Source organism: Falsochrobactrum shanghaiense (assembly GCF_003149535.1).
Lineage (GTDB): Bacteria > Pseudomonadota > Alphaproteobacteria > Rhizobiales > Rhizobiaceae > Brucella > Brucella shanghaiense.
In genome coordinates, this window is sequence record NZ_QGDB01000007.1 from 61,788 (window position 1) to 85,263 (window position 23,476).

The window sequence follows — 23,476 nt, forward strand, 5'->3', positions numbered from 1 at the left end:
CTGAAAGTCAGGCGGAAGCAACGCGCCGTCCATGTTCGTCAATGATCCGCTCGCCATCCTCTTTGACGAACTCGCCCCGTTGTGGGGGCAGCAGATCAAGAACGGCTTCGGACGGTCGGCAGAGCTTGACCCCTTGGGGGGTGACGACGAGGGGGCGATTGATGAGGATCGGGTGCGCCATCATGGCGTCGAGCAATGCGTCATCGCTCAATTCTGGATCGCCAAGGCCGAGGTCGGCATAGGGCGTTCCTTTCTCCCGCAAGATCGAGCGGGCCGTCAGGCTGGCGCGCTCGATGAGTTGCGCGAGCAGCGCCCGTGAGGGCGGGGTTTTCAGATATTCGATGATATGCGGCTCGACGCCGGAATTGCGGATCAGGCCGAGCGTATTGCGCGAGGTGCCGCAATCGGGATTGTGGTAGACAATGACATCCATGGATTGCCTCACGCCGCGCCAGAGCGGGGCGAGGCTGCCCCTTCGGATTGACCGATTTCGTTGAGCTTCATATTGAGCGACGATTTATCGAGGCTGGCGACGGGCAAGGCCACGAAGACCGAAATCCGGGTTTTCATGTAGCGAAACGCCGTGACAAAAGCCGCCATGCGCTGAATCTCGGTGCCCTCGACGGTGGCGGGGTCTTCGATACCCCAATGCGCGGTCATCGGCTGGCCCGGCCAGACCGGACAGGCTTCGCCGGCCGCGTTGTCGCAGACGGTGAACACGAAATCCATCACCGGCGCGTCGGGGCCGGAGAATTCTTCCCATCCTTTCGATCGGAAGCCTTCAGCCGGGTAGTCGTAGCTTTCGAGTACCTTCAGGGCGAGCGGGTTCACTTCGCCTTTGGGCTGGCTTCCAGCCGAATAGGCCCGGAAGCGACCCGCACCATCCTTGTTCAAGATGCTTTCGGCAAGGATCGAGCGGGCGGAATTTCCGGTGCAAAGAAACAGCACGTTGAAGATTCTATCGGAGTGATTGGCCATAGGCTCAGGCATGGGTGACGCCTTTCGTCGGTTTGCAGCAGGACAGCGCGGCGACTGCCGGGTTGCACACGTCCGGGTGGCCTTGGCAGCAATCGCGCATGAGAAATTCGAGCAGGCCGGACAGCGCCGGATAGGAGGCGCTGTAGATGATCGAGCGCCCGTCGCGCCGCGACTCGATGAGGTCGGCTTGTTCAAGGTGGCTCAGGTGGAAGGACATGCGCGACGACGATGCGCCGTCCATCGCTTCCCCGATCGCGCCGGCCGGCATCCCTTCCGGGCCGGCCGTCACCAGCAGGCGCACGATGCGCAGCCGGGTTTCCTGCGAGAGCGCCGCGAAGGCAGAGAGGGCTTGCTTTTCGTTCATGTATGCCTCAACATCTCAAGAGTAGTTGAATCATGGATACACGGACATGAACGCTTACGCCAGCCCCTTAATCACAGAATTTCCTGATGTTGCCTCGCTCGGGGCGATCCTCGATATTTTGGAGGGCCATGCCGACAAGGTTCTTGTGCTCGCCTATGGCGACGGGCAGCAGGTGCAGGCCGGCTATCACATCACGGAGGTCAAGGCCGGTTCCTTCGTCACGCTCGATTGCGGCGGCAATCCCGATGCGTGGCGGGAGACGGTCTTGCAGGTCGAGGATATTCCCCCGACCGAAGGCAGCATGCCGATGACCGTCGCCAAGTTCCGGTCAATCTTGGGAAAGGTCGGCAGCAGGGTCCAGCTTGACACGGACGCGCGGTTGACATGGGAGGTGAGCCGGCCCGGTGAGCCGATGCAGGTCTATGACGGGGCCGGAATCGAGATCGAGAAAGACCGGACGATTGTGCGTCTCAGCCCGCGCCCCGCAATCTGCAAGCCGAGGCATCGCGCGCAGCAGACGAGAGCGTCTGCCTGCTGCGGCTAAGCCCGCCCGAGCCATTGCCATGTCGCACTACTTCTAAATCCCGCTACGTTGCAGGTTCCGGGAATTTTGCGGCGATAGTTTCGGATAGCTGGCGAGGACTTCTGTTCATGCAGCCTTTGTTTTGCCTCGTGCCAGAACGCTCTCCACCAGCAAAAGCCCGACCCCACAGACAATCGCCACGTCGGCAAGGTTGAAGGCGGGCCAATGATAGCTGCCAATGTAAAAATCCAGGAAATCCGCCACCGCACCCTGCCGCAGCCGGTCGAGCAGATTGCCGAGCGCCCCCCCAACCACGAGCCCGAGGGCGGATGCCGTCAGGCGGCTGTCGCTTCGATGGATCCAGACAAGGAGGCCAGCGACTATAGCGAGCGTGAACGCCATCAGGAGCCAAGCCGGCGCCTGGCCGAACAATCCGAAGCTCACGCCGGTATTGAAGCCGAGCACGAGATTAAAGAAGCCGGTGACGGGGATGACCTGAGGCGGGTTCATAACATGGTTCAGGACCCACCACTTCGTCGCCTGATCAAGGAAAAATCCGCCAAGGGCGATGGGAAGGCCGAGCCTGAGCATGTCCAAATGTCCTTTAAACTCCGGCTTAGCCGATCCGGCCGAGGGCCGGGAAAGTCTGGAGCAGCCATATCGCAAAGCTGGTTAGATGGCCGGTGATCATGGCGATGCCCATCACCACCATCACCCCACCAGCGACGATTTTGAGCACCCGGCCAGTACGGCGCATCGACATCATCCGCGCCATGAACCCGCGCATGAACAAAGCGGCCAAGATGAAAGGGAGGCCAAGGCCGAGCGAGTAGACGGCGAGCAGCGTCGTTCCGCTTGCGACCGTGGCGTTGGCGGCGGACAGGGTCAGAATCGCGCCCAGCACTGGTCCGATGCAGGGAGTCCAGCCGAACGCGAAAGCGAGACCGAGGAGATAAGCCGCGCCGGCGCTTCCGCTGCCCGGATTGGCATGGAACCGCGCTTCACGATTGAGCCAGGGCATTGGTACGAGGCCTGTCGTGAACAGACCGAAGAGGACGACGATTACGCCTCCGATCAGGTTCGCTTCGAAAAGATACATGCGCAGGAGCCGGCTCAACACGGTTGCGCTGGCCCCAAGGAGGACGAACACGGTCGTAAAGCCGAGCACGAAGCAGAGGCTGAGGCCGAGAGTTCGGCTTGCCGCCTTGAATTCGGCATCGGCCGCAGTGCCATCCGGGCTAATCGTGCGGCCTGCGACGTAGGAGATATAGCCCGGCACCAGCGGAAGGACGCAGGGCGACAGGAAGGATACGACACCTGCGGCGAAAGCCGTCGCTATTCCGATACTGGAGAACTCCATCAGCCAATCTCGCCCGCCAGGCGGCGGAGCTTCTGCAATCGAATCTCACGCGGCTCGTGCATGTCGAGCGTGCCGACGAATTGGCTCTCGGCATCCATTAGGTAAACGCCGGCGGTATGATCCATTGTGTATTCGCCCCCTTCCAGAGGCACTTTTCGCGCATAGGCCGCAAAGGCCTTCACCACAGCGTCCGTTTCCTGTCGATTTCCCCGCAGTGCGAGGATGCGGTTATCAAAGGCTGTCATGTACTGAGCCAGCAATTCTTGTGTGTCCCGTTCGGGATCGACGGTGAAGAACAGGACGTTGAACTGGTCGGCCACCGGCCCGAGCTCGTTCATGAGATCGCTCAGTTCATAGAGCGTCGTCGGGCACACATCGGGACAATGGGTGAAGCCGAAGAAGGCGAGATAAGGCTTTCCGGCCAGCGCAGCATTGTCGATCGTTTCGCCTCGATGGGATGTGAGCTGGAACGGGCCGCCGATGGCTGCCGTGCCTGTCGAGGACGCGACCGCCACGGTTTGCTGTTGCCAAGGCTTGGATACGGACAGGCCGATGAAAAGCCCGCCGACAGCGGCGACGGCAACCCATGCAACAAGGCGGAAAAGTTTGACGCCGCTCATTGGACAGCCTCTCCGTGTCCGTCATGTTCGTTCGCAGATTCCGGACGAGCGCCCATGTTCTGCACAACGAACTCAACGTCGATCGCAGCGGCCTGCTCGAACACAAGAGTCGCGGCAAACCGCTCCCCATCCTTCAAAGGGCGCGATGGCTTCAAGAACATGATGTGCATACCGCCAGGTTGAAGCTCGACGGTCTCGCCAGCTCCAATTTCGATGCCATTTTGCACAGGCCTCATGCTGGCAACCCCATCGCTCACGGTCGACTCATGGATTTCCACCCGGTCTGACAGAGGTGATGAGATTGAAACCAGGCGATCGGCCATATCGCCATCGTTTGTCAGCGTCAGATAGCCGCCGGCTACCGGCGTGACCGGCGGAGTCGCGCGTGACCACGGGTGATTGATGGTGATCGAACCAGCTTGGAAGTCGTGACCCACAGCAGGAGAGATCGACACTGCAAGGGCAAGGAAGGCGGCGGATAGGGCTCGCAAACTAGTCATGTTCCTTTTCTCCTTTTCCAGCTTCGCCGGCCTTCTCAAGGATTTCGAAGCCGCTTCTGACAACGACTACAACCACACCCAAGCCAATGATCAGATCCGGATAAGGCGAATTGAAAAGAATTACTGCAAGACCAGAAACAGCGATCGCCGAGTTCACGAGCATATCGTTTGTCGTGAATATCCATGAGGCTTGCAGATGCACGCCACTTTCCCGATGTGATTTCAGGAACCACATGCAGATCATATTCGTAAGCGCGCTCGCGATTGCCACGGCGATCATGACCGGCCCGATCGGATCGGAGCCAGTGAAGAAGCGTCGGCCAACCTCAAACAGAAGCAAACCGGCGAATACTATCAGGAGCATACCCGACAGCCGCGCAACGCGAACCTTCGCCGCCAAACCGCGACCTACGACGAAAAGGCTGATGGCGTAGACACCGGCATCGCCAAGATTATCGAGTGCAGAGCCCATCAATCCTGTTGACTGAGCCCACCAACCTAATCCTCCCACAATGGCTGCCTGGGCAGTATTAATCGCAAGTACCCATGCGAGCGCCCATTGTTCGCTCTTCTCGGATGAATTGGCACTGCCCTGGGACTGATTACTCATAAATTATACCTCGGCTTTCTTGGCGAGAAGTGGAAGCCGCGACCTGCATGTGCGCACTGTTCAAGCTCATTTGTCGCGGGTGCCGCGCCAGGTCAGCAGGCGCAGCGCATTGGCCGTAACGAGGACAGTAGCGCCCGTATCGGCGAGGATGGCCATCCAGAGCGTGGTAATGCCGAATAGAGTCGTCACGAGGAAGACAGCCTTCAGACCAAGCGCTATTGCGATGTTCTGCCAGATATTGCCGAGCGTCGCCTGCGACAATCCGATGAGATCAGCGATACCCGTCACCCGGTTTCTGAGCAGCGCGGCATCAGCGGTTTCCAGCGCGACGTCGGTGCCCGCACCCATGGCAACGCCAACGGAGGCAGCAGCGAGCGCCGGAGCGTCGTTGATACCGTCTCCCACCATGGCAATCGGTCCATCAGCCCTGAGGCGGCCGATCTCGGCGAGCTTGGCGTCGGGCAGAAGTTCGGCGCTCGCCTCAAGGCCGAGATGAGCCGCAATGGCGTCGGCCGTGCGCTTGTTGTCGCCGGTCAGCATCAGAGGGCGCACGCCGCGATCTGTCAGCCGCTTCACACCTTCGATAGCGTCGTCGCGCGGCTCGTCGCGCAAGGCGATCAATCCCTCGATGGTCTTGCCCTTGATGAGCACGACGACCGTCTTGCCCTGGCTCTCCAGCCCGGTGATCGTGTCAACGATGCTCTCTTCGAGGCCCGTTTGTTCGGCGGCGTGACGGGGAGACCCGACCGAAGCGAAGCCGTCCTTCAACCGCGCTGTGACCGCTTTGCCGGGTGTGGCAACGCCGCCCCCGAAGGTGGCGGGCAGTTCGAGCCCCCGCACCTTTGCCGCCTCCACGATTGCAATCCCGAGAGGATGGCTGGTGCTGCGCTCGACGGCCGCCGCGATGGCAAGGACGGAGTTCTCATCACCATTGATCGGCACAATGTCCGTCACCTGGGGGTGGCCACGCGTCAGCGTTCCCGTCTTGTCGAAGGCAACGGTTACGACCTTGCCAAGTGTTTCCAGCGTCGCGCCGCCCTTGATCAACAGTCCCTGACGCGCACCGGCGGCAAGACCCGAAGCAATAGCCGCCGGTGTGGAAATCACGAGCGCGCAGGGACAAGCAATCAGCAACGTCGCGAGACCCCGATACACCCATGTCATCCAGTCACCGCCGAAGGCGAGCGGCGGCACGACAACGATCAGAGCCGCGACGACCATCGCGCCCGGCGTGTACCAGCGGCTGAAACGGTCGATCATACGCGCCGTCGGGGCCTTTGATTCCTGGGCTTCCTCGACCATGTGGATGATACGGGCGATGGTGTTGTCGGCCGCGACATGGCTGATCGACACCCGCAACTCGCCATTTGCATTGATGCTGCCGGCATAGACGTTTGCGCCGGCTTCTTTCAGCACGGGCACGGATTCGCCTGTCACCGGGGCCTCATCGACCTCAGAAACGCCGTCAATCACCGTGCCGTCAGACGGCACACGGTCACCAGGCCGAACAACGACAACATCACCGACGGCCAGATCTTCTGCGGCGACCTTCTCAACAACACCATCACGCTCGCGGAACGCGGCCCGAGGCACGAGATCGATCAGTGCTTCAATGCCAGCGCGCGCACGGCCGGCCGCCACGGTTTCAAGCAATTCGCCCACTGCGAACAGAAAGATCACGACAGCAGCTTCTTCGGCCTCGCCGATGGCGACCGCGCCGAGTGCCGCGACCGTCATCAGCGTCTCGATGGTGAAGGGGGAGCCGGACATCGCGCCGGCGACCGCCCGCCTCGCGAACGGGATGATGCTGATCAATGCAGCGCCCGAGTATAGCCATTGCTCCGATTCGGGCAGGACACGCGCGAGGGCGAAGGCAAGGATGAACAACGCGCCGGTAAGGAGCACAAGCCGACCCTTGCTGCCTTTCCACCACGCCTCCGTGCTGCGTTTCCGAGGTGGGCTCGCCTTTGCCTCGGTCTGCTCGATCACTGGTGTGTAGCCGAGCGCTCGGATCTTTTGCTCAATGGTGCCGAGAGCCGTACGGTCCTCATCCAGTTGCAATGCGAGCGTCTCGTTGGCGTAGCTGACATGAATGTCGCTAACGCCCGGCAGGCGTTGCATCACCGTTTCAATTTTCAACGCGCAGGAGGCGCAGTCCATGCCTTCTACACGCAGTCTGTAAGGGCTCGCTGCCGCCATGATGTCACCTCGACTTTCCCGATGTGACATTGTAGATAGACCCTGTAGTAACTATAGGGTCAAGAGATGAACGACAGAATTCTGATGATCGGCCAATTGGCTAGACGAACGGGGACCAAGGTCGAGACGATCCGGTTCTACGAGAAGAACGGTCTCCTGCCCGCACCCTCGCGTACCGATGGCAACTACCGTGCATATGAGCCGGGCCACCTCAACCGCCTCAGCTTCATCAGGCGTGCGCGCGAGCTTGGTTTCTCGCTCGATCAGATCAGGGAGTTTCTCAAGCTGGCCGACGATCGTTCGCAGTCCTGCGCGGCGATTGATGCGATTGCAAAGGAGCACCGGAAGGAAGTCGAGCGAAAAATCGAAGACCTAACTGCGCTCAAGTCGGAACTGGACAGGATGATAGACCAGTGTGGATGCGGGCTGGTCGCAGATTGTAGGATAATAGAGAGCCTGTCTCCGCTGCCAGCCAGAACCTAATGACTGCTCACCGCAGCGCCGGGCCTCTCGATGCCAAAATCTTTGCGGCGATCGGTGACGTAATCATCTGGATCACAGCGAAGAAGGCGGCAGGCACGGCGATTTCCGAGGGCAACCCGGACGCCGCTACGAACGCCGCCGCAATGGAGAACTCCTTTTTGCTCACCGTGAACAGGTAGGCGATCAGCTCTTGCCGGTCGGCCACAAAGACTTTTGCGATGGACCCGACCGCATAGCCGATCAGGTTCAGCGTGAGCGCGGCCAGCGCGATTAGGAGGGCGAACCAGCCATAGCCGAGGATTGTTTCGGCGTTTGGACCCACGACCGCCAGAAGCAGGAGCAGGTAGAGCACCGAACCAAGAGAGGGATAGAGGCCATCGTGTCGGCCGACCGCTTCCGGGTATCGCGTGCGTAGGTAGACCCCGATCACGGTCGGCAGCACCACGATCAGCACTAATTCCATGATGATCGCCCCGATGGGAACTTGCAGCTCGATTCCGGTGAGAAGCAGGAACAGGATCGGCACGATGAAGGGCGAAAGCACTGTGTTGACCGCATTGAGGACCGCCGCGAGGGCGACATTGCCGCGTGCGAGCAGGACCAGCAACGGAGCGGAAACGTCAGTCGGCAGAGTGCCGACAAGGGTTTGACCGGCGGCCAGCGGCCCAGAGCCGAAGAACAGCCGCCCGGTGAGCCATCCGGCGAGCGACATGGGACCATAGACGAGGCCAAGCGCCCAAAGCTGCCGGCTCGGCTTCCGGAAAACCAGCTTCACGGCGTGAGCGTCGAATGTCAGGCTGATGACCAGCATCAGCAATGCCAGAAGCGGGCTTATGCCGCTTTCAAGGACCATGCCGAGCGAAGGGACGAGCAGGCCAAGCGCGGCCGTTACAACGGCCAGCAGCAGGAGATTGTTTTCAACAAAGGCGAGGGCTTTCTGCATCGGCAGTCCTATTCGCAGCGGATCGTACCGGTTGGGCGGCCCTCGCATTTCGCGAACAGGGCAATCGCTTGATCGCAATATTTGCAGTGACCTTGGCAGCAGTCGTGCATGAGGAAGGCGACGAGATCGGAGAGCGCCGGCCAGTTGGCGCTGTAGATGATCGACTTGCCATCTCGCCGCCCCTGCACGAGTCCGGCACGCTCCAGTTCCTTGAGATGGAAGGAGACGCGCGACGGCGGCGCATCATCGAGCGCGCCGGCGATGGCACCAGCGGCCATGCCGTCAGCCCCCGCGACGACCAACATGCGGATTATCCGCAAGCGGTCCTTGTGAGAGAGCGCGGCGAAGCCCGCGAGCGCGTCGTTTTCGTCCATATCATTTCAACGTTTCATGTTTTGTTGAAATTATTGCTTATAGATGGAGCGCGCGCGCCTCAATCTCGCGCAATTCCTGAAACCCGCAATAGATCGGCTGCACCCGGAAAGTCGCAGCTATTCGTTTCACAAGACTTTATCGCAAGTGCTAAGCCACTTGCGACATGATTTCCGAGAGCGGACCACCTGGGGCGAACGTCGGCTCGGTCCCGGCGAGGCGGCCTGACGCCACGGGCCGGTCGAATCAGTCGAGAGCATGCCGGTGTGCCTGCAGATCATCCGACTGGTCAGGCACACCGCCGTTCTCCTGTAATTTTATCCCACACTACTACGACGACCGAAACTTGTTGAAACGACCTGTTTTGTGTCTCTTTTAGTGATCCCCATCCGGGGATCGTCTCTCGCCTCCCCGGTGGAACGGGGACGAGATGCCAGGCATCAACCACAAACAGGCAAATGTGGACCGCGGCGCGCGCATGCTCCGGACAGCGCTCGGGCCTGCCATCTCAACCCTGCTGCAAGACCCGTCTGTCGTCGAGGTCATGCTGAACCCGGACGGACGCATCTGGGTGGACCGGCTGTCCGAAGGGTTGGCCGATACGGGCGAAATACTGTCCGCCGCTGACGGTGAGCGCATCGTGCGGCTGGTCGCCCACCATGTCGGCGTCGAAGTCCATGCGCGCAGCCCGCGCGTCTCGGCCGAACTGCCCGAAACCGGCGAGCGCTTCGAGGGGTTGCTGCCGCCGGTCGTGTCCGCACCCGCCTTCGCCATCCGCAAGCCCGCGGTCGCAGTATTCACGCTAGACGACTATGTGGCCGCCGGCATCATGTCCGCCGATCAGGCGGAAACGCTCCGCGCGGCCGTCGCGTCCCGCGCCAACATCCTTGTCGCAGGCGGCACGTCCACCGGTAAAACGACGCTGACCAATGCGCTGCTCGCCGAGGTGGCGAAGACGCAGGATCGGGTCGTCATCATCGAGGACACCCGCGAACTGCAATGCGCAGCGTCGAATCTCGTGGCGATGCGCACCAAGGATGGTGTCGCCACCTTGTCGGAACTGGTGCGGTCTTCGCTGCGCCTGCGTCCGGACCGCATTCCGATCGGTGAGGTGCGCGGCGCCGAGGCGCTCGATCTCCTCAAAGCCTGGGGCACCGGCCATCCGGGCGGCATCGGCACCATCCATGCTGGTTCCGGCATCGGCGCCCTGCGCCGCCTCGAACAACTCATCCAGGAAGCCGTCGTCACTGTGCCGCGCGCGATGATCGCGGAGACCATCGACCTCGTGGCCGTCCTCGCTGGCCGCGGCTCCGCGCGCCGGCTGGCCGAACTTGCCTGCGTCGAAGGGCTCGGCCCCGACGGCGATTACCGGATTTCCCTCGCTTTTCCCGACACCTCAATCCCTCACGTTCCAGGAGAACCTGCATGATCCGTTGCGCCGTTCGTATCCGTCATCATCTGGCGACCGCCGCCGCCTTCACCTGGGCGAGCCTGATGACTGCCCCCGCCCAAGCGTCTGGCTCCTCCATGCCCTGGGAAGCGCCGCTGCAATCCATCCTTGAATCCGTCGAAGGCCCGGTGGCCAAGATCGTGGCAGTGATCATCATCATCGTCACCGGCCTGACGCTCGCATTCGGCGATACCGGCGGCGGCTTCCGTCGCCTCATCCAGATCGTCTTCGGTATCTCCATCGCCTTCGCGGCGTCCAGCTTCTTCCTCTCGTTCTTCAGCTTCGGCGGCGGAGCGCTGGTCTGATGGCGGTGAGTTTCGAGGCGCTCGACGCGGTTCCGGGATTCAGTGTGCCGGTTCACCGCGCCCTGACCGAACCGATCCTGCTTGGCGGAGCGCCACGCTCCGTCGCGATCCTCAATGGCACGCTGGCCGGAGCCGTGGGCCTCGGCCTCCAGCTCTGGCTGGCCGGCATCCTGATCTGGGCCGTCGGTCACATCGCCGCCGTCTGGGCCGCCAAGCGCGATCCGCTCTTCGTCGAGGTCGCGCGCCGCCACCTCCGCATCCCCGGTCATCTTTCGGTGTGAGGAAGCCCATGATGAATCTCGCCGAATACCGCCGTACCGCATCCCGCCTCGCCGATTACCTTCCCTGGGTAGCGCTGGTCGGCTTCGGCGTTGTCCTCAACAAGGACGGCTCGTTCCAGCGCACCGCGAAGTTTCGCGGTCCCGATCTGGATTCCGCCGTCGCGGCCGAGCTGGTCGCGGTCGCTGGCCGCCTTAACAATGCCTTCCGTCGCCTCGGCTCCGGCTGGGCGATCTTCGTCGAAGCACAGCGGTCGGAAGCCGCCACCTATCCGGCGAGCCGCTTCCCCGATCCCGCATCGGCGCTGGTCGATGCCGAGCGCAAGGCCGATTTCGAGGAGAAAGGCAGCCATTTCGTCTCTGGCTATTTCCTGACCTTCCTCTGGCTTCCGCCCGCCGAGGATGCCGCCCGCTCCGAGTCCTGGCTTTACGAGGGCCGCGAAACGTCGAGCGTGAACCCTTGGGAACTGGTGCGCGGCTTTGCCGACCGCACCGACCGCGTGCTGGCGCTGCTCGACGGTTTTATGCCGGAATGCCGCTGGCTCGATGACGCCGGGACGCTGACTTACCTGCATTCGACGATTTCGATCAACCGGCATCGCGTCCGCGTGCCCGAAACCCCGACCTATCTCGATGCGCTGCTGGCCGATCAGCCGCTGACCGGCGGGCTGGAGCCGCGCCTGGGCAATCAGCATCTCCGGGTGCTGACGATCACCGGCTTTCCGGCAACCACCACCCCCGGCCTGCTCGACGAAATGAACCGGTTGGCCTTTCCCTATCGCTGGTCGACCCGCGCCATCCTCATGGACAAGACCGATGCGACCCGGCTGCTGACGAAGATCAGGCGCCAGTGGTTCGCCAAGCGCAAGTCGATTGCCGCCATCCTGAAAGAGGTGATGACCAACGAGCAATCCGCGCTCGTCGACACCGACGCCGCCAACAAGGCGGCCGATGCCGACATGGCCCTGCAGGAACTTGGCGCCGACATGGCGGGCATGGCCTATGTCACGGCGACCGTCACCGTTTGGGACGAGGACGCCCGCCGCGCCGACGAAAAGCTGCGGCTGGTCGAGAAGATCATCCAGTCCCGCGATTTCAGCGTCATGGTCGAAACGGTCAACGCCGTCGACGCCTGGCTCGGCAGCTTGCCCGGACATGCCTATGCGAATGTCCGGCAACCGCCGGTCTCGACGCTCAACCTTGCCCACATGGTCCCTTCGTCCGCCGTGTGGGCGGGACCGGAACGGGACGATCACTTCGGCGCGCCCCCGCTGCTGTATGGCAGGACCGAAGGATCGACCCCGTTCCGGTTTTCCCTCCATGTCGGCGATGTCGGCCATACGCTTGTCGTCGGGCCGACGGGTGCCGGCAAATCGGTGCTGCTGGCGCTAATGGCCTTGCAGTTCCGGCGCTACGCGCGCTCACAGGTCTTTGCCTTCGATTTCGGCGGCTCGATCCGGGCCTGCGCCCTCGCGATGCAAGGTGACTGGCACGATCTTGGTGGCGAGCTGACCGACGCTTCCGAAACATCCGTCTCGCTGCAACCTCTGGCGCGCATTCACGAGACGGCCGAACGCGCCTGGGCCGCCGACTGGATCGTGGCGATCCTGACGCGCGAGAACATCCAGATCACCCCGGAGGTGAAGGAGCACATCTGGACGGCCCTGACCTCGCTCGCCTCCGCCCCGGTCGGGGAACGCACCATCACCGGCCTCGCCGTGCTGCTCCAGTCGAATGATCTGAAACAGGCGCTCCGCGCCTATTGCGTCGGTGGTCCCTATGGCCGGCTGCTCGATGCGGAGACCGAACATCTTGGTTCAGCAGACGTGCAGGCATTCGAAATCGAGGGCCTTGTCGGGACCGGCGCGGCGCCCGCGGTCCTCTCTTATCTCTTCCACCGCATCGGCGACCGGCTAGACGGGTGGCCCACGCTGCTGATCATCGACGAGGGCTGGCTGGCGCTCGACGACGAAGGCTTCGCGGACCAACTCAGGGAATGGCTCAAAACCCTGCGAAAGAAGAACGCCAGCGTCATCTTCGCCACGCAGTCACTGTCCGACATCGACAATTCAGCCATCGCGCCGGCGATCATCGAAAGCTGCCCAACGCGGCTGTTGCTGCCCAACGAGCGCGCCATCGAACCCCAGATCACCGCGATCTATCGCCGTTTCGGCCTCAATGACAGGCAGATCGAGATCCTCGCACGGGCCACGCCCAAGCGGGACTACTACTGCCAGTCGCGGCGCGGCAACCGCCTGTTTGACCTCGGATTGTCGGAAGTCGGGCTGGCGCTTTGCGCCGCATCGGCCAAATCCGATCAGGCCCTGATCAGCGAAATCCTCACCGAGCATGGCCGCGACGGGTTCCTCGCCGCCTGGCTCAAGGCGCGTGGCGTCGAATGGGCCGCAGAACTGATCCCGGACCTCAGCAATCTCGCGACCGAAAGCGAGGATCTGCCGTCCGTCATTTTCGATGAGGACGCGTTCGAGCTCACCCTGGAAGAAGAGGAAAGTACCCCATGACGCGCACAAAGACCCGGATTTCCCGCATGGCCAGCGCTTCGGCGCTCGCCCTTTCGCTTGCCGCGCCGCTGGCGCTCGCGCCGGACTTCATCACCCCGGCCCATGCCTTCTTCGGCGGGTTCGGCCGGATCGTCTATGATCCGACCAACCACGCGGAGAATCTGCTGACCGCCGCCCGTACGCTGGAGCAGATCAACAACCAGATCACCTCGCTTCAGAACGAGGCGCAGATGCTGATCAACCAGGCCCGCAATCTCGCGAGCCTGCCTCACAGCTCGCTTCAGGCGCTTCAGCAGAACGTCCAGCGGACCCAGCAGCTTCTCGGGCAGGCCCAGAACATTGCGTTCGACGTTCAGAACATCGATCAGATGTTCCAGCAGGACTACGGCAAGCTGTCTTTGACCGCGACCGACACCCAGATGATCGCCGATGCGCGCTCGCGCTGGGAAAACACCGTCGGCGGCCTGCAGGACGCCATGCGCGTCCAGGCCGGCGTCGTCGGCAATATCGACAGCAATCGCACGCAAATGTCGGAGCTTGTCGGCCAAAGCCAGGGGGCGACCGGCGCGCTTCAGGCGACCCAGGCTGGCAACCAGCTTCTCGCCCTCCAGTCGCAGCAGCTTTCGGACCTGATCGCTGTCATCTCGGCCAATGGCCGGGCGAATGCCTTGACCGAGGCCGAACGCGCCACGGCAGCCGAACAGGGACGCATTCAGCGCGAGCGTTTCCTGACGCCGGGGTCAGGCTATCAGCCCGGCAACGCGCGAATGTTCAACTGAGGAAAGGAGGCGGAGTATGGAGGGGAAGGTGCTGGCCCGGATCGCGGCCATTGTGTTCGTGGCCGTGGCCATCACGGCGGCGATCATCGAGATGTCGCGTGAGGAAGGCCCCGCGCCAGCACCTTCCGTCCCAGCGCTTCAGCCCGCCACCGATCCGCTGCGTCTGGAACAGCGGCGTTGCCAGGCATTGGGCGAGGCGGCGGCCAATGATGCCGACTGCCTCCGAACCTGGGCCGAGACCCGCGATCGCTTCCTCGGCAAGACACCCGCGCCAGCGACCCCCGCACAGAACGGGAGACCGTGAGCCATGGGCGGAACGGGGGTCATCGATAATTTTCTCGGCATCTTCACCAGCTATATCGACTCCGGCTTCGGCCTGCTCGGCGGCGAGGTGGCGTTTATCGCCACGACGCTGATCGTCATCGACGTGACGCTCGCCGCACTGTTCTGGGCCTGGGGCGCCGACGGCGACATCATTGCGCGGTTGGTGAAAAAGACGCTGTTCGTCGGCGTCTTCGCCTATCTCATCAGCAACTGGAACAATCTCGCACGGATCGTCTTCGAGAGCTTCGCCGGGCTCGGGCTCATGGCGTCCGGCACTGGCTTCTCGGTTGCCGATCTGCTGCGCCCCGGCCGCGTTGCCCAAACCGGGCTGGACGCCGGTCGCCCGCTGCTGGAATCTATTTCGGACCTGATGGGCTGGATCGCCTTCTTCGAGAACTTCATCCAGATCGCGTGCCTGTTGTTCGCCTGGGCGCTGGTGGTGCTGGCCTTTTTCATCCTGGCAATCCAGCTTTTCGTCACGCTGATCGAGTTCAAGCTGACCACGCTGGCCGGCTTCGTGCTGATTCCATTCGGCCTGTTCGGCAAGACCGCCTTCATGGCCGAGCGGGTGCTGGGCAATGTGATCTCCAGCGGTATCAAGGTGCTGGTCCTCGCCGTCATCATCGGCATCGGCTCCACGCTCTTCGGCCAGTTTACCGCAGGCTTCGGCGGTGCGACCCCGACAATCGACGACGCCATGGCGATCGTGCTGGCAGCCCTTTCCCTTCTCGGCCTCGGCATCTTCGGCCCCGGCATCGCCACCGGCCTCGTCTCCGGAGGCCCGCAACTCAGTGCCGGCGCCGCCGTCGGGACTGGCCTTGCGGTTGGCGGCGCTGCGATCGCAGCCGGTGGCGCGACCATGCTCGCGGCGCGGGGTGGCGCAGCCGCACTCTCGGGCGGGGCAGCACTTGCCCGCGGCGGTGCCTCGGCCGCCGGTGCGGCTTCGTCCGCCTATACCCTCGGCTCCTTGGGCGGGTCCGGCACGGCCGGGGTCGCCTCCGGCCTTGGCGGTGTGGCGCGCGCCGGAGCCTCCGCCGCCGTTTCACCACTCAAGCGCGCCGCCTCCCGCGCCAGCGACAGCCTGAAATCCAGCTATTCCGATGGTGCGAAAGCCGGATTCGCGGCATCCGGCGGCACGTCGACCATGGGCACCGTCGGCAGAGATTCGTCGCCTGCGCCGTCAACCCCCTCAACCCCTGATGGGCCGCCGGCCTGGGCGCAGCAGATGCGGCGTGGCCGGGCCATGAGCCACGGCGTCACGGCTGCTGCTCATGCTGTCCGATCCGGCGACAGCCACGGCGGCGGCTCCTCCGTCAGCCTTTCCGAAAGTGACCGCACATGAACATCTTCAAACGACCGACGACCCATTACGGCAAGGTGCCGGAACCCGAGACTCCCTATCAAAAAGCCGCACAGGTCTGGGACGAACGCATCGGCTCGGCCCGCGTGCAGGCGAAGAACTGGCGCTATATGGCGTTCGGCTGTCTGATCCTCTCGGCCGGCTTTGCCGCCGCGCTCGTCTGGCAATCGGCGCGTGGAACCGTCGTGCCCTGGGTGGTGCAGGTGGACAATCTCGGTCAGGCGCAGGCTGTCGCGCCCGCGAACGCCGATTATCGCCCGACCGATCCGCAGATCGCCTTCCATCTCGGCCGCTTCATCGAGCAGGTCCGCGCGATCCCGGCGGACGCGATCATCGTCCGGCAGAACTGGCTTCGGGCTTACGAGTTCACCACCGACCGGGGCGCGGCGGCCTTGAACGATTATGCGCGGGCCAACGATCCCTTCACCAAGGTCGGCCGCCAGCAGATCGCCGTCGAGGTGTCGAGCGTCATCCGGGCTTCGCCGGACAGTTTCCGCGTCGCCTGGACCGAACGCCATTTCGAGAACGGCCAGCTTTCCACGACCGAGCGATGGACCGCGATCCTGACTGTCGTGATCCAGCCCCCGCGCGATGCCGAACGATTACGCGCCAATCCGCTGGGAATCTACATCAACGCAATTTCATGGTCGCGGGAGATGAGCCAATGACCCGCACGACTTTCCGTAGAGCCGGTTTTCCGGTTTTCCGTAAACCCGCTTTCGCGGCTTTGCTGCTTTCCGCGACCATGTTGGCCGGCTGCGCGACCAACCGGACGCCGCAATTCAACTATGACGCCGACGTGCCGCCGCTGCCCACCGTGCAGACGGTCGCCACCGACGACCGGCCCCGGCCGCTTCACACGCCGCCGGCCTGGACGGTCGCGCGGGGCGGAACTGCTGCCAGCACTCCGGACGGCCGTGTCGAAAACGCCAATGCCGCCGCCCGTGTCGAACCTCGCCGTGAGGGCTATTACAACGCCATCCAGATTTATCCGTGGAGCGAAGGCGCGCTCTATCAGGTCTATGCGGCCCCCGGCCAGATCACAAATATCGCGCTGGCGCCGGGCGAAAGCCTGACCGGCGCGGGACCTATTGCGGCCGGGGATACGACACGATGGATCATTGGCGACACCGAATCCGGTTCGGGCGCGAACCGCCGCGTCCACATCCTCGTGAAGCCGACACGCCCGGACATTTCCACCAACCTTGTCGTGACCACCGACCGGCGCACCTACATGATCGAGCTGCGCGCGCGGGAATCGCTCTACATGCCTTCCGTCGCATGGGCCTATCCCGCGGCGCCGGCGGGAAGCCGTGCCACCACGCCCGCCGCGCCCATCATCCCCGCCGAGGCGGCGCGGAACTATCGCTACGGATTGCAGGTGCGGGGCGACAGCCCGCCATGGCGGCCGCTCTCCGTCTTCGACGATGGCCGCCGCGTCTATGTCATTTTCTCGCGCGGCATCGTGCAGGGCGAAATGCCGCCTTTGTTCGTCATCGGGTCGGACGGAGAAACGCAGATCGTCAACAGCCGTGTCCACCAGAATGTCCTGATCGTGGACCGCCTGTTCGGTGCGGCCGAACTGCGCCTTGGCAGCGGCGATCGGCAGCAAGTGGTCAGGATCGTCCGCATCAACCCGACGCAGGCCGCAGCAGAACCAGCCAGCACGACCACGGGAGGATCGTCGTCATGAGCGATACCGATACCGCCGCCCCCATGCGCCTGCGCGCCGAGCCGCCTCGTGTCACCCGCCTGTCCCGAAAGTTGCTGGCAAGCGTTGGCGCGGTCGCGCTTCTCGGCATCGCCGGAACCTTGATCTATGCGCTCCAGACCCGCGATGCGGGGCCGGGTGGCGGCGAACTCTATTCGACCGAAAACCGACCCACGGCTGACGGCCTCGCCGGTCTGCCGCGCGACTATACCGGCCCCGTCCTGGGACCGGCATTGCCGGGCGACCTTGGCCGTCCGATCCTCGACGCGCAGAACCGGGGGCAGCCAGTCGCGCCTCCGGCAATCACCACACCAGCCGTCGATCCCGAAGAGGAGCGCCGCCGCGCCGAGGAAGAGGCCGCGCGCTTGAGCAACGTGTTCTTCCAGTCCGGGTCGCGTTCTGGCGGGACAGCGGGAACGGCCATGCCAGGAATAGCCGGGATAGGCTTGCAGCCGGACGGCACAGGGCAGAACAGGCACGCGGCTTTCCTCAATAGCCCGGTCGACCGACAGACGGTTGCGCCAGATCGCGTCACGCCGCCGGCATCGCCCTACATCCTTCAGGCTGGAGCCGTCATTCCGGCCGCACTCATCACCGGAATCCGCTCCGATCTGCCGGGCCAGATCACCGCGCAGGTCACCGAAAACGTCTATGACAGCCCGACCGGCTCGCTGCTTCTGATCCCGCAGGGAACGCGCATCATCGGCCAATATGATGACGGCGTGACCTTCGGCCAGCGCCGCGTCCTGCTGGTGTGGAATCGCCTGATCCTGCCGGGCGGCCGCTCCATCGTTCTGGAGCGCCTGCCGGGCGCGGACGCTTCCGGTTACGCCGGGCTTGAGGATGGCGTCGATTATCACTGGTGGGATCTGATGAAAGCGGCAGGGCTTTCCACACTGCTCGCGGTCGGTACAGAGCTGGCGACCAGCGACGAGGACCGGTTGATCCGCGCCATTCGCGACGGCGCACAGGATACCGTCAATCAGGCCGGGCAGCAGATCGTCCAGCGCCAATTGCAGGTCGCGCCGACGCTCACCATCCGGCCCGGCTTTCCGGTCAGGATTATTGTGACCCGCGACCTGGTATTCGAGCCCGCAGGAGGTTGAGCATGACAAAACTGAAACTCGGTCCCATCGTCGAGGACAAGCCCGTCAAGGTTACGGTAGAGCTGCCGGGGCCGCTTCATCGCGATCTTGCGACCTATGCCGAGGTGCTGGCCCGCGAGACCGGCCAACCCGCCGCTGATCCTGTCAGGCTGATCGTGCCAATGTTGGAGCGCTTTATCGCCACTGACAGGGGGTTCACGAAAGCACGGCGCTCCGTCCTGTCTCCGAAGTCGCAGGTCTGACGGCCATTGCTTTCGCCAGACTGAGAAAGCGACGGAAGGCGGGATTGTCGTTGCTCGCCGACCAGACGGCCGAAAAGGGCAGAACCTCGCCGAGGATCGGTCGGTAAACCACACCCGGAAATTGTGCGACGGTGATGGCTTCGCTCACCAAAGTCAGCCCTCGGCCGAGGGCGACAAGCGGCACCAGATTATCCCGACCGACATATTGCACCTGGATCTCGGGATGCCTGCCGAGATCCGCCAGCCGCCGCACCAGATGATCGTAAATTTCCTGTCCCGGAGCAGTCTCGCTGACGATAAAGGACTCGTCGGCCAGATCGCGCCATACGACTTCCTCCCTGTTGGCTAAGGCATGATGGTCAGGCAAGACCACGAACACACGCTCCGACCACAAGAGGACGCGTTCGCAATCCGGCCAGTCTCGTGTTCCAGTGATGAAGGCGACGTCGAGATTGAGTTGCCGGATCGCTGCGACATGCTCTGCGGGGTTCCCGTCAGCCACTTCGATTCTCACCGCGCTATGTCGCCTGCCGTAAACTTCCAGCAACTCCGCCAAAAAGCCGGAAGCGATCGAGGAATAAATACCGATCCGGACACGTCCCTTTTCAGAACGACCTGCGGAGGCAACCTCTCGAGCGCCTTCTCCAACAGTCCTGATGACCCTGCGGGCGTGTACGAGGAATCGCTGGCCGGCATAGGTTTGCGATACGCCCCATGTATGCCGGTGAAACAAGGAGGCGCCAATCTCGTCTTCCAGCTTGGCAATGGACCGACTGATTGCAGCTTGCGACCGTCCAACCGCAGCTCCTGCTTTGCGAAAGCTGCCATGCTCGACCACAGCCACGAAATAGCGGAGATGGCGAAGCTCGACTTTATCCGAACACTTGACCCCTTTCCGCATTATGCGGCCACCTTGCTTCTGGTCGCCAACATCAATGTCTGGAGAAAGCCCAAACGAATCCGTATGTCGGCACCATCATCGAGGTCCGCGGCATCATCTGCATAAACGTACCCTTCCGCGATCAGCGAGCCGAATAATTTGTCGACGGACGAACGGTTCTTCGCTTGGTCCTTCATTTCTGCCGCCTTGCATTGACGAAACGGGTATCAAGCAAGATCGTGCAGCCTCCAACCATTGGAAGGTCAAGACCGAAATTGCTTAAGTCCCGGTCTTAACCGCAGCGTGAAGATTGCCGTGTCGGCGATAAGTGCTGCTGCCTGCTTCAACGAACGCATTAGCGGCCCGCTCTTCAGCGGTACAGGCATCACATCGCCAAGAAGCCTTGTTTGTCAGTCATCAAAGTGCTCCTCGTCGATGTGGGTTGCCATGTCGATCAGCATGTCGCTCACGTGACTGTCTGCCACTTCGTAGAAAACCTGCTTTGACCGACGCTCCCCCCTGACGAGCCGTGCACCTCTGAGCAGGCGTAAATGGTGGCTAACCAGTGTCTGCGACAGTCCCAGGCTCTCAACAATGTCGCCGACGGACTTTGGACCCGGCAGGCAAAAGAGCAGAATTCTCAGCCGTGTAGGATCGCCCAGCAGGCGAAAAGTCTCTGCCAGTACGGTTACGTCGTTCTGCGACAGGGACGGGGCTTGCTTCAACGTTCATGCTCCTGCTTGCTGTGGACATGCTCAGGCCCATGGTTGTGGTGATGCCCATCATGGTCGTGTCGATCCCCATGCGCGTGCCCCGTCAAGGCAGAGGCTTGCGACAGGCTGCACGCGTCCGCATCGTCATTCCAGTCGATGGCGATGGTCGGATGTTCGATCTTAAACTGTGACTTCAACTCACGCTCGACCGCGCGCATCACCGAGCGAGCATCGACATCGGCTTTCGGCCGCACATGTAGGGTGGCCAAGGTCCGCCCGGACGTGATCGACCAGACATGGATGTGGCTCACCGACGCCACGCCAGCGATGTTCTCGACAAGATGGCGTTCGATCTTCTCGGGCGTCGCGTTATCTGGCGCACCTTCAAGCAGGATATGTATCGACTTGCCGAGGAGATTCCACGCGGCGCGCAGGATCAGCAGGGAGACAAACACCGAGAGGATAGGATCGATCAGCGTCCAACCCGTGTACATGATCACGATGGCGGCTGAAACCGCTGCCACAGAGCCGAGGAGGTCGCCCAACACATGAAGGATGGCACCCTTGATGTTCACGTGCTCGGTATCTCCGCGCGTCAGAATCCAGAACACGAGAATATTGATGAGGAGCCCCGCAATGGCGACGCCAAGCATCGGACCCGCGAGGATAACATGCGGTTCCTGAAAGCGCTGCCAGGCTTCATAGACAATCCAGACGACGATCGCGAATAGCGTGATTGCGTTGATAAAACCGGCAAGGACCTCGAAACGCAGATAGCCAAAGGTCCGCTTGGAGTCTGCCGCCCGCCGTCCGAACCGAAAGGCGGCATAAGCTAGCGCCAGCGCAGCCGCGTCGCTCAGCATATGTCCAGCGTCGGCGAGCAGCGCCAGCGATCCTGAGATCAGACCGCCGATCACCTCCACGATCATGAACGTGAGGATCAGGAAGAACGAGAGAAGGACCTTGCGCTCATTATCGCTCGTGACGGTCGGCGCATGGGAGTGATCATGGGAATGGTCATCATGAGAATGACCATGGCTGTGTGAATGGGACATTTCAGGGCTCATGCGGTTGACATACAACACATGAATATGTGTTCATATGTTGTATGTCAACCGCTCCGCTTGCAATTCGTCCAAGCAGGCGTCTGCGCAAGGCCTACGGCGGGTAGCGCGCCACGGAACCGCGCCGTAGGCTTAATGACTATCCTGTCAATGGACAGCGATCGTGCCGGTAGAAACCTGTCCCCTCTTAGCGTTGACCAGAACCGCGGCAATGACTGCGGCAATCACGAGGGCAGCTCCAGCTCCCGCAAGCGCAAGACCATAACCGTGGATCAGCGCATCGCTGGCCGATCTCACTAGCCCGGCGTCACCCGTCTCCCGCCCGCGATAGAGGGCGGCGAGTGCACCCGGCAACCTGCCAGCCGTGGCAGAGACTGCGATGGTCGAAAGGACGGCCAGCCCCAAGGCGACGCCGATCTGTTGCGAGGCGTTGAAGAGCGCCGATGCGATGCCCGTCTCCTGTGTCTGCACGCCTTTGACGGCGGTCAGCGCCAGTGCAATCACGGCCCCCACGAAACCGAAAGCGGTGAGGAAGGCCGCGGGCATGAAGTGCCACATATAGTTGAGTTCCTGTCCGATATTGGCGAGCCAGAACAAGGCAGCGCCGCCTATTAGTGCGGCGGGCGCTGCCACCTCGCGCGGCGCAAACCGCGTGACAAGCTTGGAACTGACAATGGCCCCAACGATAATACCCGCACCGAATGGCAGGAACGCCAGCGCGGTCATGATCGGGCTGTAGCCGAGGATGTGCTGCAAATAGAGCGTCAGCAGATAGATCATCCCCATCGGACCGAAGCCCAGCAGCAGCATGGCGAGGTAGGAACCCGCCCGGTTGCGCTCCTTGAACAGACGTGGCGGCAGAAGCGGGTCTTTGCTGCGCGACTGCAAGATCAGGAACAGCGGCAGCAGGATCGCGGCGGTAGCGAACGAGGCGAGCGTGATGCTGTCCGTCCAGCCATGTTCGCCGCCACGGGTGATCCCATAGACGAGCGCGGCCATGCCCACAATGCTGGTGAGCGCGCCGGTGAAGTCCGGGCGGCCTTTGTGCAGTTCCGCCTCGACAAGCGTTCTTGACCCCGCCAGCACAGCCAGGCCGATGGGAATGTTGATGAAGAAGGCCCAGCGCCAGCCCAGCAGCCCCGTCAGCAGCCCGCCGAGGATCAGCCCGGCGATGATACCAAGGCCGGACATTGCTCCGTAAACGGCCATCGCTCCGTTGCGCGCCTTGCCTTCGGGGAAGGTCGTCGCGATCAAGGCAAGAGCATTGGGGGCCGTCAGCGCCGCACCCACGCCCTGTAGACCGCGTGACGCGATTATGCTCATGCTGTCCTGGGCAAGCCCGACGAACAGGGAAGCAATGGTGAAGATCGCCATGCCCGCCTGCAGCATGCGCCGCCGGCCATAGATATCGCCCAACCTGCCGCCGAACAGCAGCAGTCCACCAAAGGCGAGAACGTAGGCGTTGATCACCCAAGGCAGGCTCGCAGCCGACATTCCGAGTTCGTTCTGGAGTGTCGGCAGGGCGATGTTCGCGATGGTATCGTCAAGCACCACCATGAGCTGAGCCGTCGCAATGACGGCCAGCGGCAATGTCGTGCTTGCAGGTGACGAAGCCACCGGAGGCTTCGGCGTTTGGGGGGAGAGCGTAGACATCCGGAGTTCCTGTTATTTTTCATGGGGCGTTCAGGTGTCGCAGACCCCTAATCCTTCCAACGGCTGGAAGGTCAAGAACAAATTGCTTCCCAAATCCGCTGAAACTTGATCTATAAGCCGATGAGCTGCACATCGCC

29 protein-coding genes are annotated in these 23,476 nt (G+C 62.5%); 13 read left to right on the forward strand and 16 right to left on the reverse strand.

Features of this window, described 5'->3' with window-relative positions:
• Nucleotides 1-7: 7 nt before the first annotated feature.
• From arsC to DKP76_RS15995, 3 genes are read right to left on the reverse strand one after another with little or no spacing between them, the layout of a single operon-like run.
• Nucleotides 8-433, reverse strand: coding sequence for an arsenate reductase (glutaredoxin) (gene arsC, locus DKP76_RS15985; protein ID WP_012092642.1), 426 nt, complete (start codon nt 431-433; stop codon nt 8-10).
• A gap of 8 nt (nt 434-441) precedes the next feature.
• A complete protein-coding gene (locus DKP76_RS15990; RefSeq protein WP_012092643.1) occupies nt 442-990 on the reverse strand; it encodes an arsenate reductase ArsC in 549 nt (182 codons plus the stop codon).
• Nucleotides 983-1,342 (reverse strand): ArsR/SmtB family transcription factor, encoded by a 360-nt coding sequence (locus DKP76_RS15995; RefSeq protein WP_012092644.1) that lies wholly within the window; start codon nt 1,340-1,342, stop codon nt 983-985. The genes DKP76_RS15990 and DKP76_RS15995 overlap by 8 nt, the downstream gene beginning before the upstream one ends.
• A gap of 46 nt (nt 1,343-1,388) precedes the next feature.
• Between DKP76_RS15995 and DKP76_RS16000 the strand changes: the two genes are divergently transcribed.
• Nucleotides 1,389-1,886 (forward strand): DUF6428 family protein, encoded by a 498-nt coding sequence (locus tag DKP76_RS16000; protein ID WP_012092645.1) that lies wholly within the window; start codon nt 1,389-1,391, stop codon nt 1,884-1,886.
• Nucleotides 1,887-1,991: 105 nt separating this feature from the next.
• Here DKP76_RS16000 and lspA read toward each other — a convergent pair whose 3' ends face one another.
• The 6 genes from lspA to DKP76_RS16030 all read right to left on the reverse strand — a co-directional run bounded on the left by lspA (nt 1,992) and on the right by DKP76_RS16030 (nt 7,154).
• The gene (gene lspA, locus DKP76_RS16005) at nt 1,992-2,456 is read right to left on the reverse strand and encodes a signal peptidase II (RefSeq protein WP_012092646.1); all 465 of its coding nucleotides are present in this window, start codon (nt 2,454-2,456) and stop codon (nt 1,992-1,994) included.
• A 25-nt stretch (nt 2,457-2,481) separates the two neighbouring features.
• Nucleotides 2,482-3,225 carry a cytochrome c biogenesis CcdA family protein gene (locus DKP76_RS16010; RefSeq protein ID WP_012092647.1) on the reverse strand — a complete coding sequence of 248 codons (744 nt, stop codon included), beginning with the start codon at nt 3,223-3,225 and terminating at the stop codon, nt 2,482-2,484.
• Nucleotides 3,225-3,845, reverse strand: a complete 621-nt coding sequence (locus DKP76_RS16015) for an SCO family protein (RefSeq protein WP_012092648.1) — start codon at nt 3,843-3,845, stop codon at nt 3,225-3,227. The genes DKP76_RS16010 and DKP76_RS16015 overlap by 1 nt, the downstream gene beginning before the upstream one ends.
• Nucleotides 3,842-4,345, reverse strand: a complete 504-nt coding sequence (locus DKP76_RS16020) for a copper chaperone PCu(A)C (RefSeq protein ID WP_012092649.1) — start codon at nt 4,343-4,345, stop codon at nt 3,842-3,844. The genes DKP76_RS16015 and DKP76_RS16020 overlap by 4 nt, the downstream gene beginning before the upstream one ends.
• The gene (locus tag DKP76_RS16025; RefSeq protein WP_012092650.1) at nt 4,338-4,955 is read right to left on the reverse strand and encodes a cation efflux transmembrane domain-containing protein; all 618 of its coding nucleotides are present in this window, start codon (nt 4,953-4,955) and stop codon (nt 4,338-4,340) included. The genes DKP76_RS16020 and DKP76_RS16025 overlap by 8 nt, the downstream gene beginning before the upstream one ends.
• 66 nt (nt 4,956-5,021) lie before the next feature.
• Entirely contained in the window at nt 5,022-7,154 is a 2,133-nt protein-coding gene (locus tag DKP76_RS16030) for a heavy metal translocating P-type ATPase (protein ID WP_028034401.1), read from the reverse strand.
• A gap of 66 nt (nt 7,155-7,220) precedes the next feature.
• Between DKP76_RS16030 and DKP76_RS16035 the strand changes: the two genes are divergently transcribed.
• Nucleotides 7,221-7,637: a MerR family transcriptional regulator gene (locus DKP76_RS16035; RefSeq protein ID WP_012092652.1), complete on the forward strand. Its 417-nt coding sequence runs from the start codon at nt 7,221-7,223 to the stop codon at nt 7,635-7,637.
• Between the two features lie 7 nt (nt 7,638-7,644).
• On the opposite strand, the gene DKP76_RS16040 is transcribed toward DKP76_RS16035, so the two are convergent.
• Together DKP76_RS16040 and DKP76_RS16045 are read right to left on the reverse strand one after the other, a co-directional pair.
• Entirely contained in the window at nt 7,645-8,580 is a 936-nt protein-coding gene (locus DKP76_RS16040) for a bile acid:sodium symporter family protein (protein ID WP_012092653.1), read from the reverse strand.
• Nucleotides 8,581-8,588: 8 nt separating this feature from the next.
• Nucleotides 8,589-8,954 (reverse strand): ArsR/SmtB family transcription factor, encoded by a 366-nt coding sequence (locus tag DKP76_RS16045; RefSeq protein WP_012092654.1) that lies wholly within the window; start codon nt 8,952-8,954, stop codon nt 8,589-8,591.
• 428 nt (nt 8,955-9,382) lie between these two features.
• Between DKP76_RS16045 and trbB the strand changes: the two genes are divergently transcribed.
• The 11 genes from trbB to DKP76_RS16100 are packed head-to-tail and all read left to right on the forward strand — an operon-like array spanning nt 9,383 to nt 19,029.
• A complete protein-coding gene (gene trbB / locus DKP76_RS16050; protein ID WP_012092655.1) occupies nt 9,383-10,381 on the forward strand; it encodes a P-type conjugative transfer ATPase TrbB in 999 nt (332 codons plus the stop codon).
• Nucleotides 10,378-10,707, forward strand: coding sequence for a TrbC/VirB2 family type IV secretion system protein (locus tag DKP76_RS16055; RefSeq protein WP_012092656.1), 330 nt, complete (start codon nt 10,378-10,380; stop codon nt 10,705-10,707). The genes trbB and DKP76_RS16055 overlap by 4 nt, the downstream gene beginning before the upstream one ends.
• Entirely contained in the window at nt 10,707-10,988 is a 282-nt protein-coding gene (locus DKP76_RS16060) for a VirB3 family type IV secretion system protein (protein WP_012092657.1), read from the forward strand. Before DKP76_RS16055 ends, DKP76_RS16060 begins: the two co-directional genes overlap by 1 nt.
• 8 nt (nt 10,989-10,996) lie before the next feature.
• Entirely contained in the window at nt 10,997-13,507 is a 2,511-nt protein-coding gene (gene trbE, locus DKP76_RS16065; protein WP_012092658.1) for a conjugal transfer protein TrbE, read from the forward strand.
• Complete coding sequence (gene trbJ / locus DKP76_RS16070; protein ID WP_012092659.1) at nt 13,504-14,286, forward strand: P-type conjugative transfer protein TrbJ; 783 nt, start codon at nt 13,504-13,506, stop codon at nt 14,284-14,286. The genes trbE and trbJ overlap by 4 nt, the downstream gene beginning before the upstream one ends.
• A 16-nt stretch (nt 14,287-14,302) precedes the next feature.
• Nucleotides 14,303-14,590, forward strand: a complete 288-nt coding sequence (gene trbK-alt, locus DKP76_RS16075) for a putative entry exclusion protein TrbK-alt (RefSeq protein WP_012092660.1) — start codon at nt 14,303-14,305, stop codon at nt 14,588-14,590.
• A 3-nt stretch (nt 14,591-14,593) separates the two neighbouring features.
• Complete coding sequence (gene trbL / locus DKP76_RS16080; RefSeq protein WP_012092661.1) at nt 14,594-15,952, forward strand: P-type conjugative transfer protein TrbL; 1,359 nt, start codon at nt 14,594-14,596, stop codon at nt 15,950-15,952.
• Nucleotides 15,949-16,638: a conjugal transfer protein TrbF gene (gene trbF / locus DKP76_RS16085; RefSeq protein ID WP_012092662.1), complete on the forward strand. Its 690-nt coding sequence runs from the start codon at nt 15,949-15,951 to the stop codon at nt 16,636-16,638. The genes trbL and trbF overlap by 4 nt, the downstream gene beginning before the upstream one ends.
• Nucleotides 16,635-17,663: a P-type conjugative transfer protein TrbG gene (trbG, locus tag DKP76_RS16090; protein ID WP_012092663.1), complete on the forward strand. Its 1,029-nt coding sequence runs from the start codon at nt 16,635-16,637 to the stop codon at nt 17,661-17,663. The genes trbF and trbG overlap by 4 nt, the downstream gene beginning before the upstream one ends.
• The gene (locus DKP76_RS16095; protein WP_012092664.1) at nt 17,660-18,787 is read left to right on the forward strand and encodes a TraB/TrbI/VirB10 family type IV secretion system protein; all 1,128 of its coding nucleotides are present in this window, start codon (nt 17,660-17,662) and stop codon (nt 18,785-18,787) included. The genes trbG and DKP76_RS16095 overlap by 4 nt, the downstream gene beginning before the upstream one ends.
• Before the next feature lie 2 nt (nt 18,788-18,789).
• Entirely contained in the window at nt 18,790-19,029 is a 240-nt protein-coding gene (locus DKP76_RS16100; RefSeq protein ID WP_012092665.1) for a DUF2274 domain-containing protein, read from the forward strand.
• Here DKP76_RS16100 and DKP76_RS16105 read toward each other — a convergent pair.
• From DKP76_RS16105 to DKP76_RS19655, 5 genes are all read right to left on the reverse strand, one after another.
• Nucleotides 18,983-19,930: a LysR family transcriptional regulator gene (locus tag DKP76_RS16105; protein WP_012092666.1), complete on the reverse strand. Its 948-nt coding sequence runs from the start codon at nt 19,928-19,930 to the stop codon at nt 18,983-18,985. The genes DKP76_RS16100 and DKP76_RS16105 overlap by 47 nt on opposite strands.
• Complete coding sequence (locus tag DKP76_RS19235; protein ID WP_012092667.1) at nt 19,930-20,106, reverse strand: hypothetical protein; 177 nt, start codon at nt 20,104-20,106, stop codon at nt 19,930-19,932. The genes DKP76_RS16105 and DKP76_RS19235 overlap by 1 nt, the downstream gene beginning before the upstream one ends.
• A gap of 213 nt (nt 20,107-20,319) precedes the next feature.
• Nucleotides 20,320-20,634 carry an ArsR/SmtB family transcription factor gene (locus DKP76_RS16110; RefSeq protein WP_012092668.1) on the reverse strand — a complete coding sequence of 105 codons (315 nt, stop codon included), beginning with the start codon at nt 20,632-20,634 and terminating at the stop codon, nt 20,320-20,322.
• A complete protein-coding gene (locus tag DKP76_RS16115; protein ID WP_034658511.1) occupies nt 20,631-21,677 on the reverse strand; it encodes a cation diffusion facilitator family transporter in 1,047 nt (348 codons plus the stop codon). The genes DKP76_RS16110 and DKP76_RS16115 overlap by 4 nt, the downstream gene beginning before the upstream one ends.
• A gap of 156 nt (nt 21,678-21,833) precedes the next feature.
• A complete protein-coding gene (locus tag DKP76_RS19655) occupies nt 21,834-23,339 on the reverse strand; it encodes an MFS transporter (protein WP_012092670.1) in 1,506 nt (501 codons plus the stop codon).
• Nucleotides 23,340-23,476: the final 137 nt, after the last annotated feature.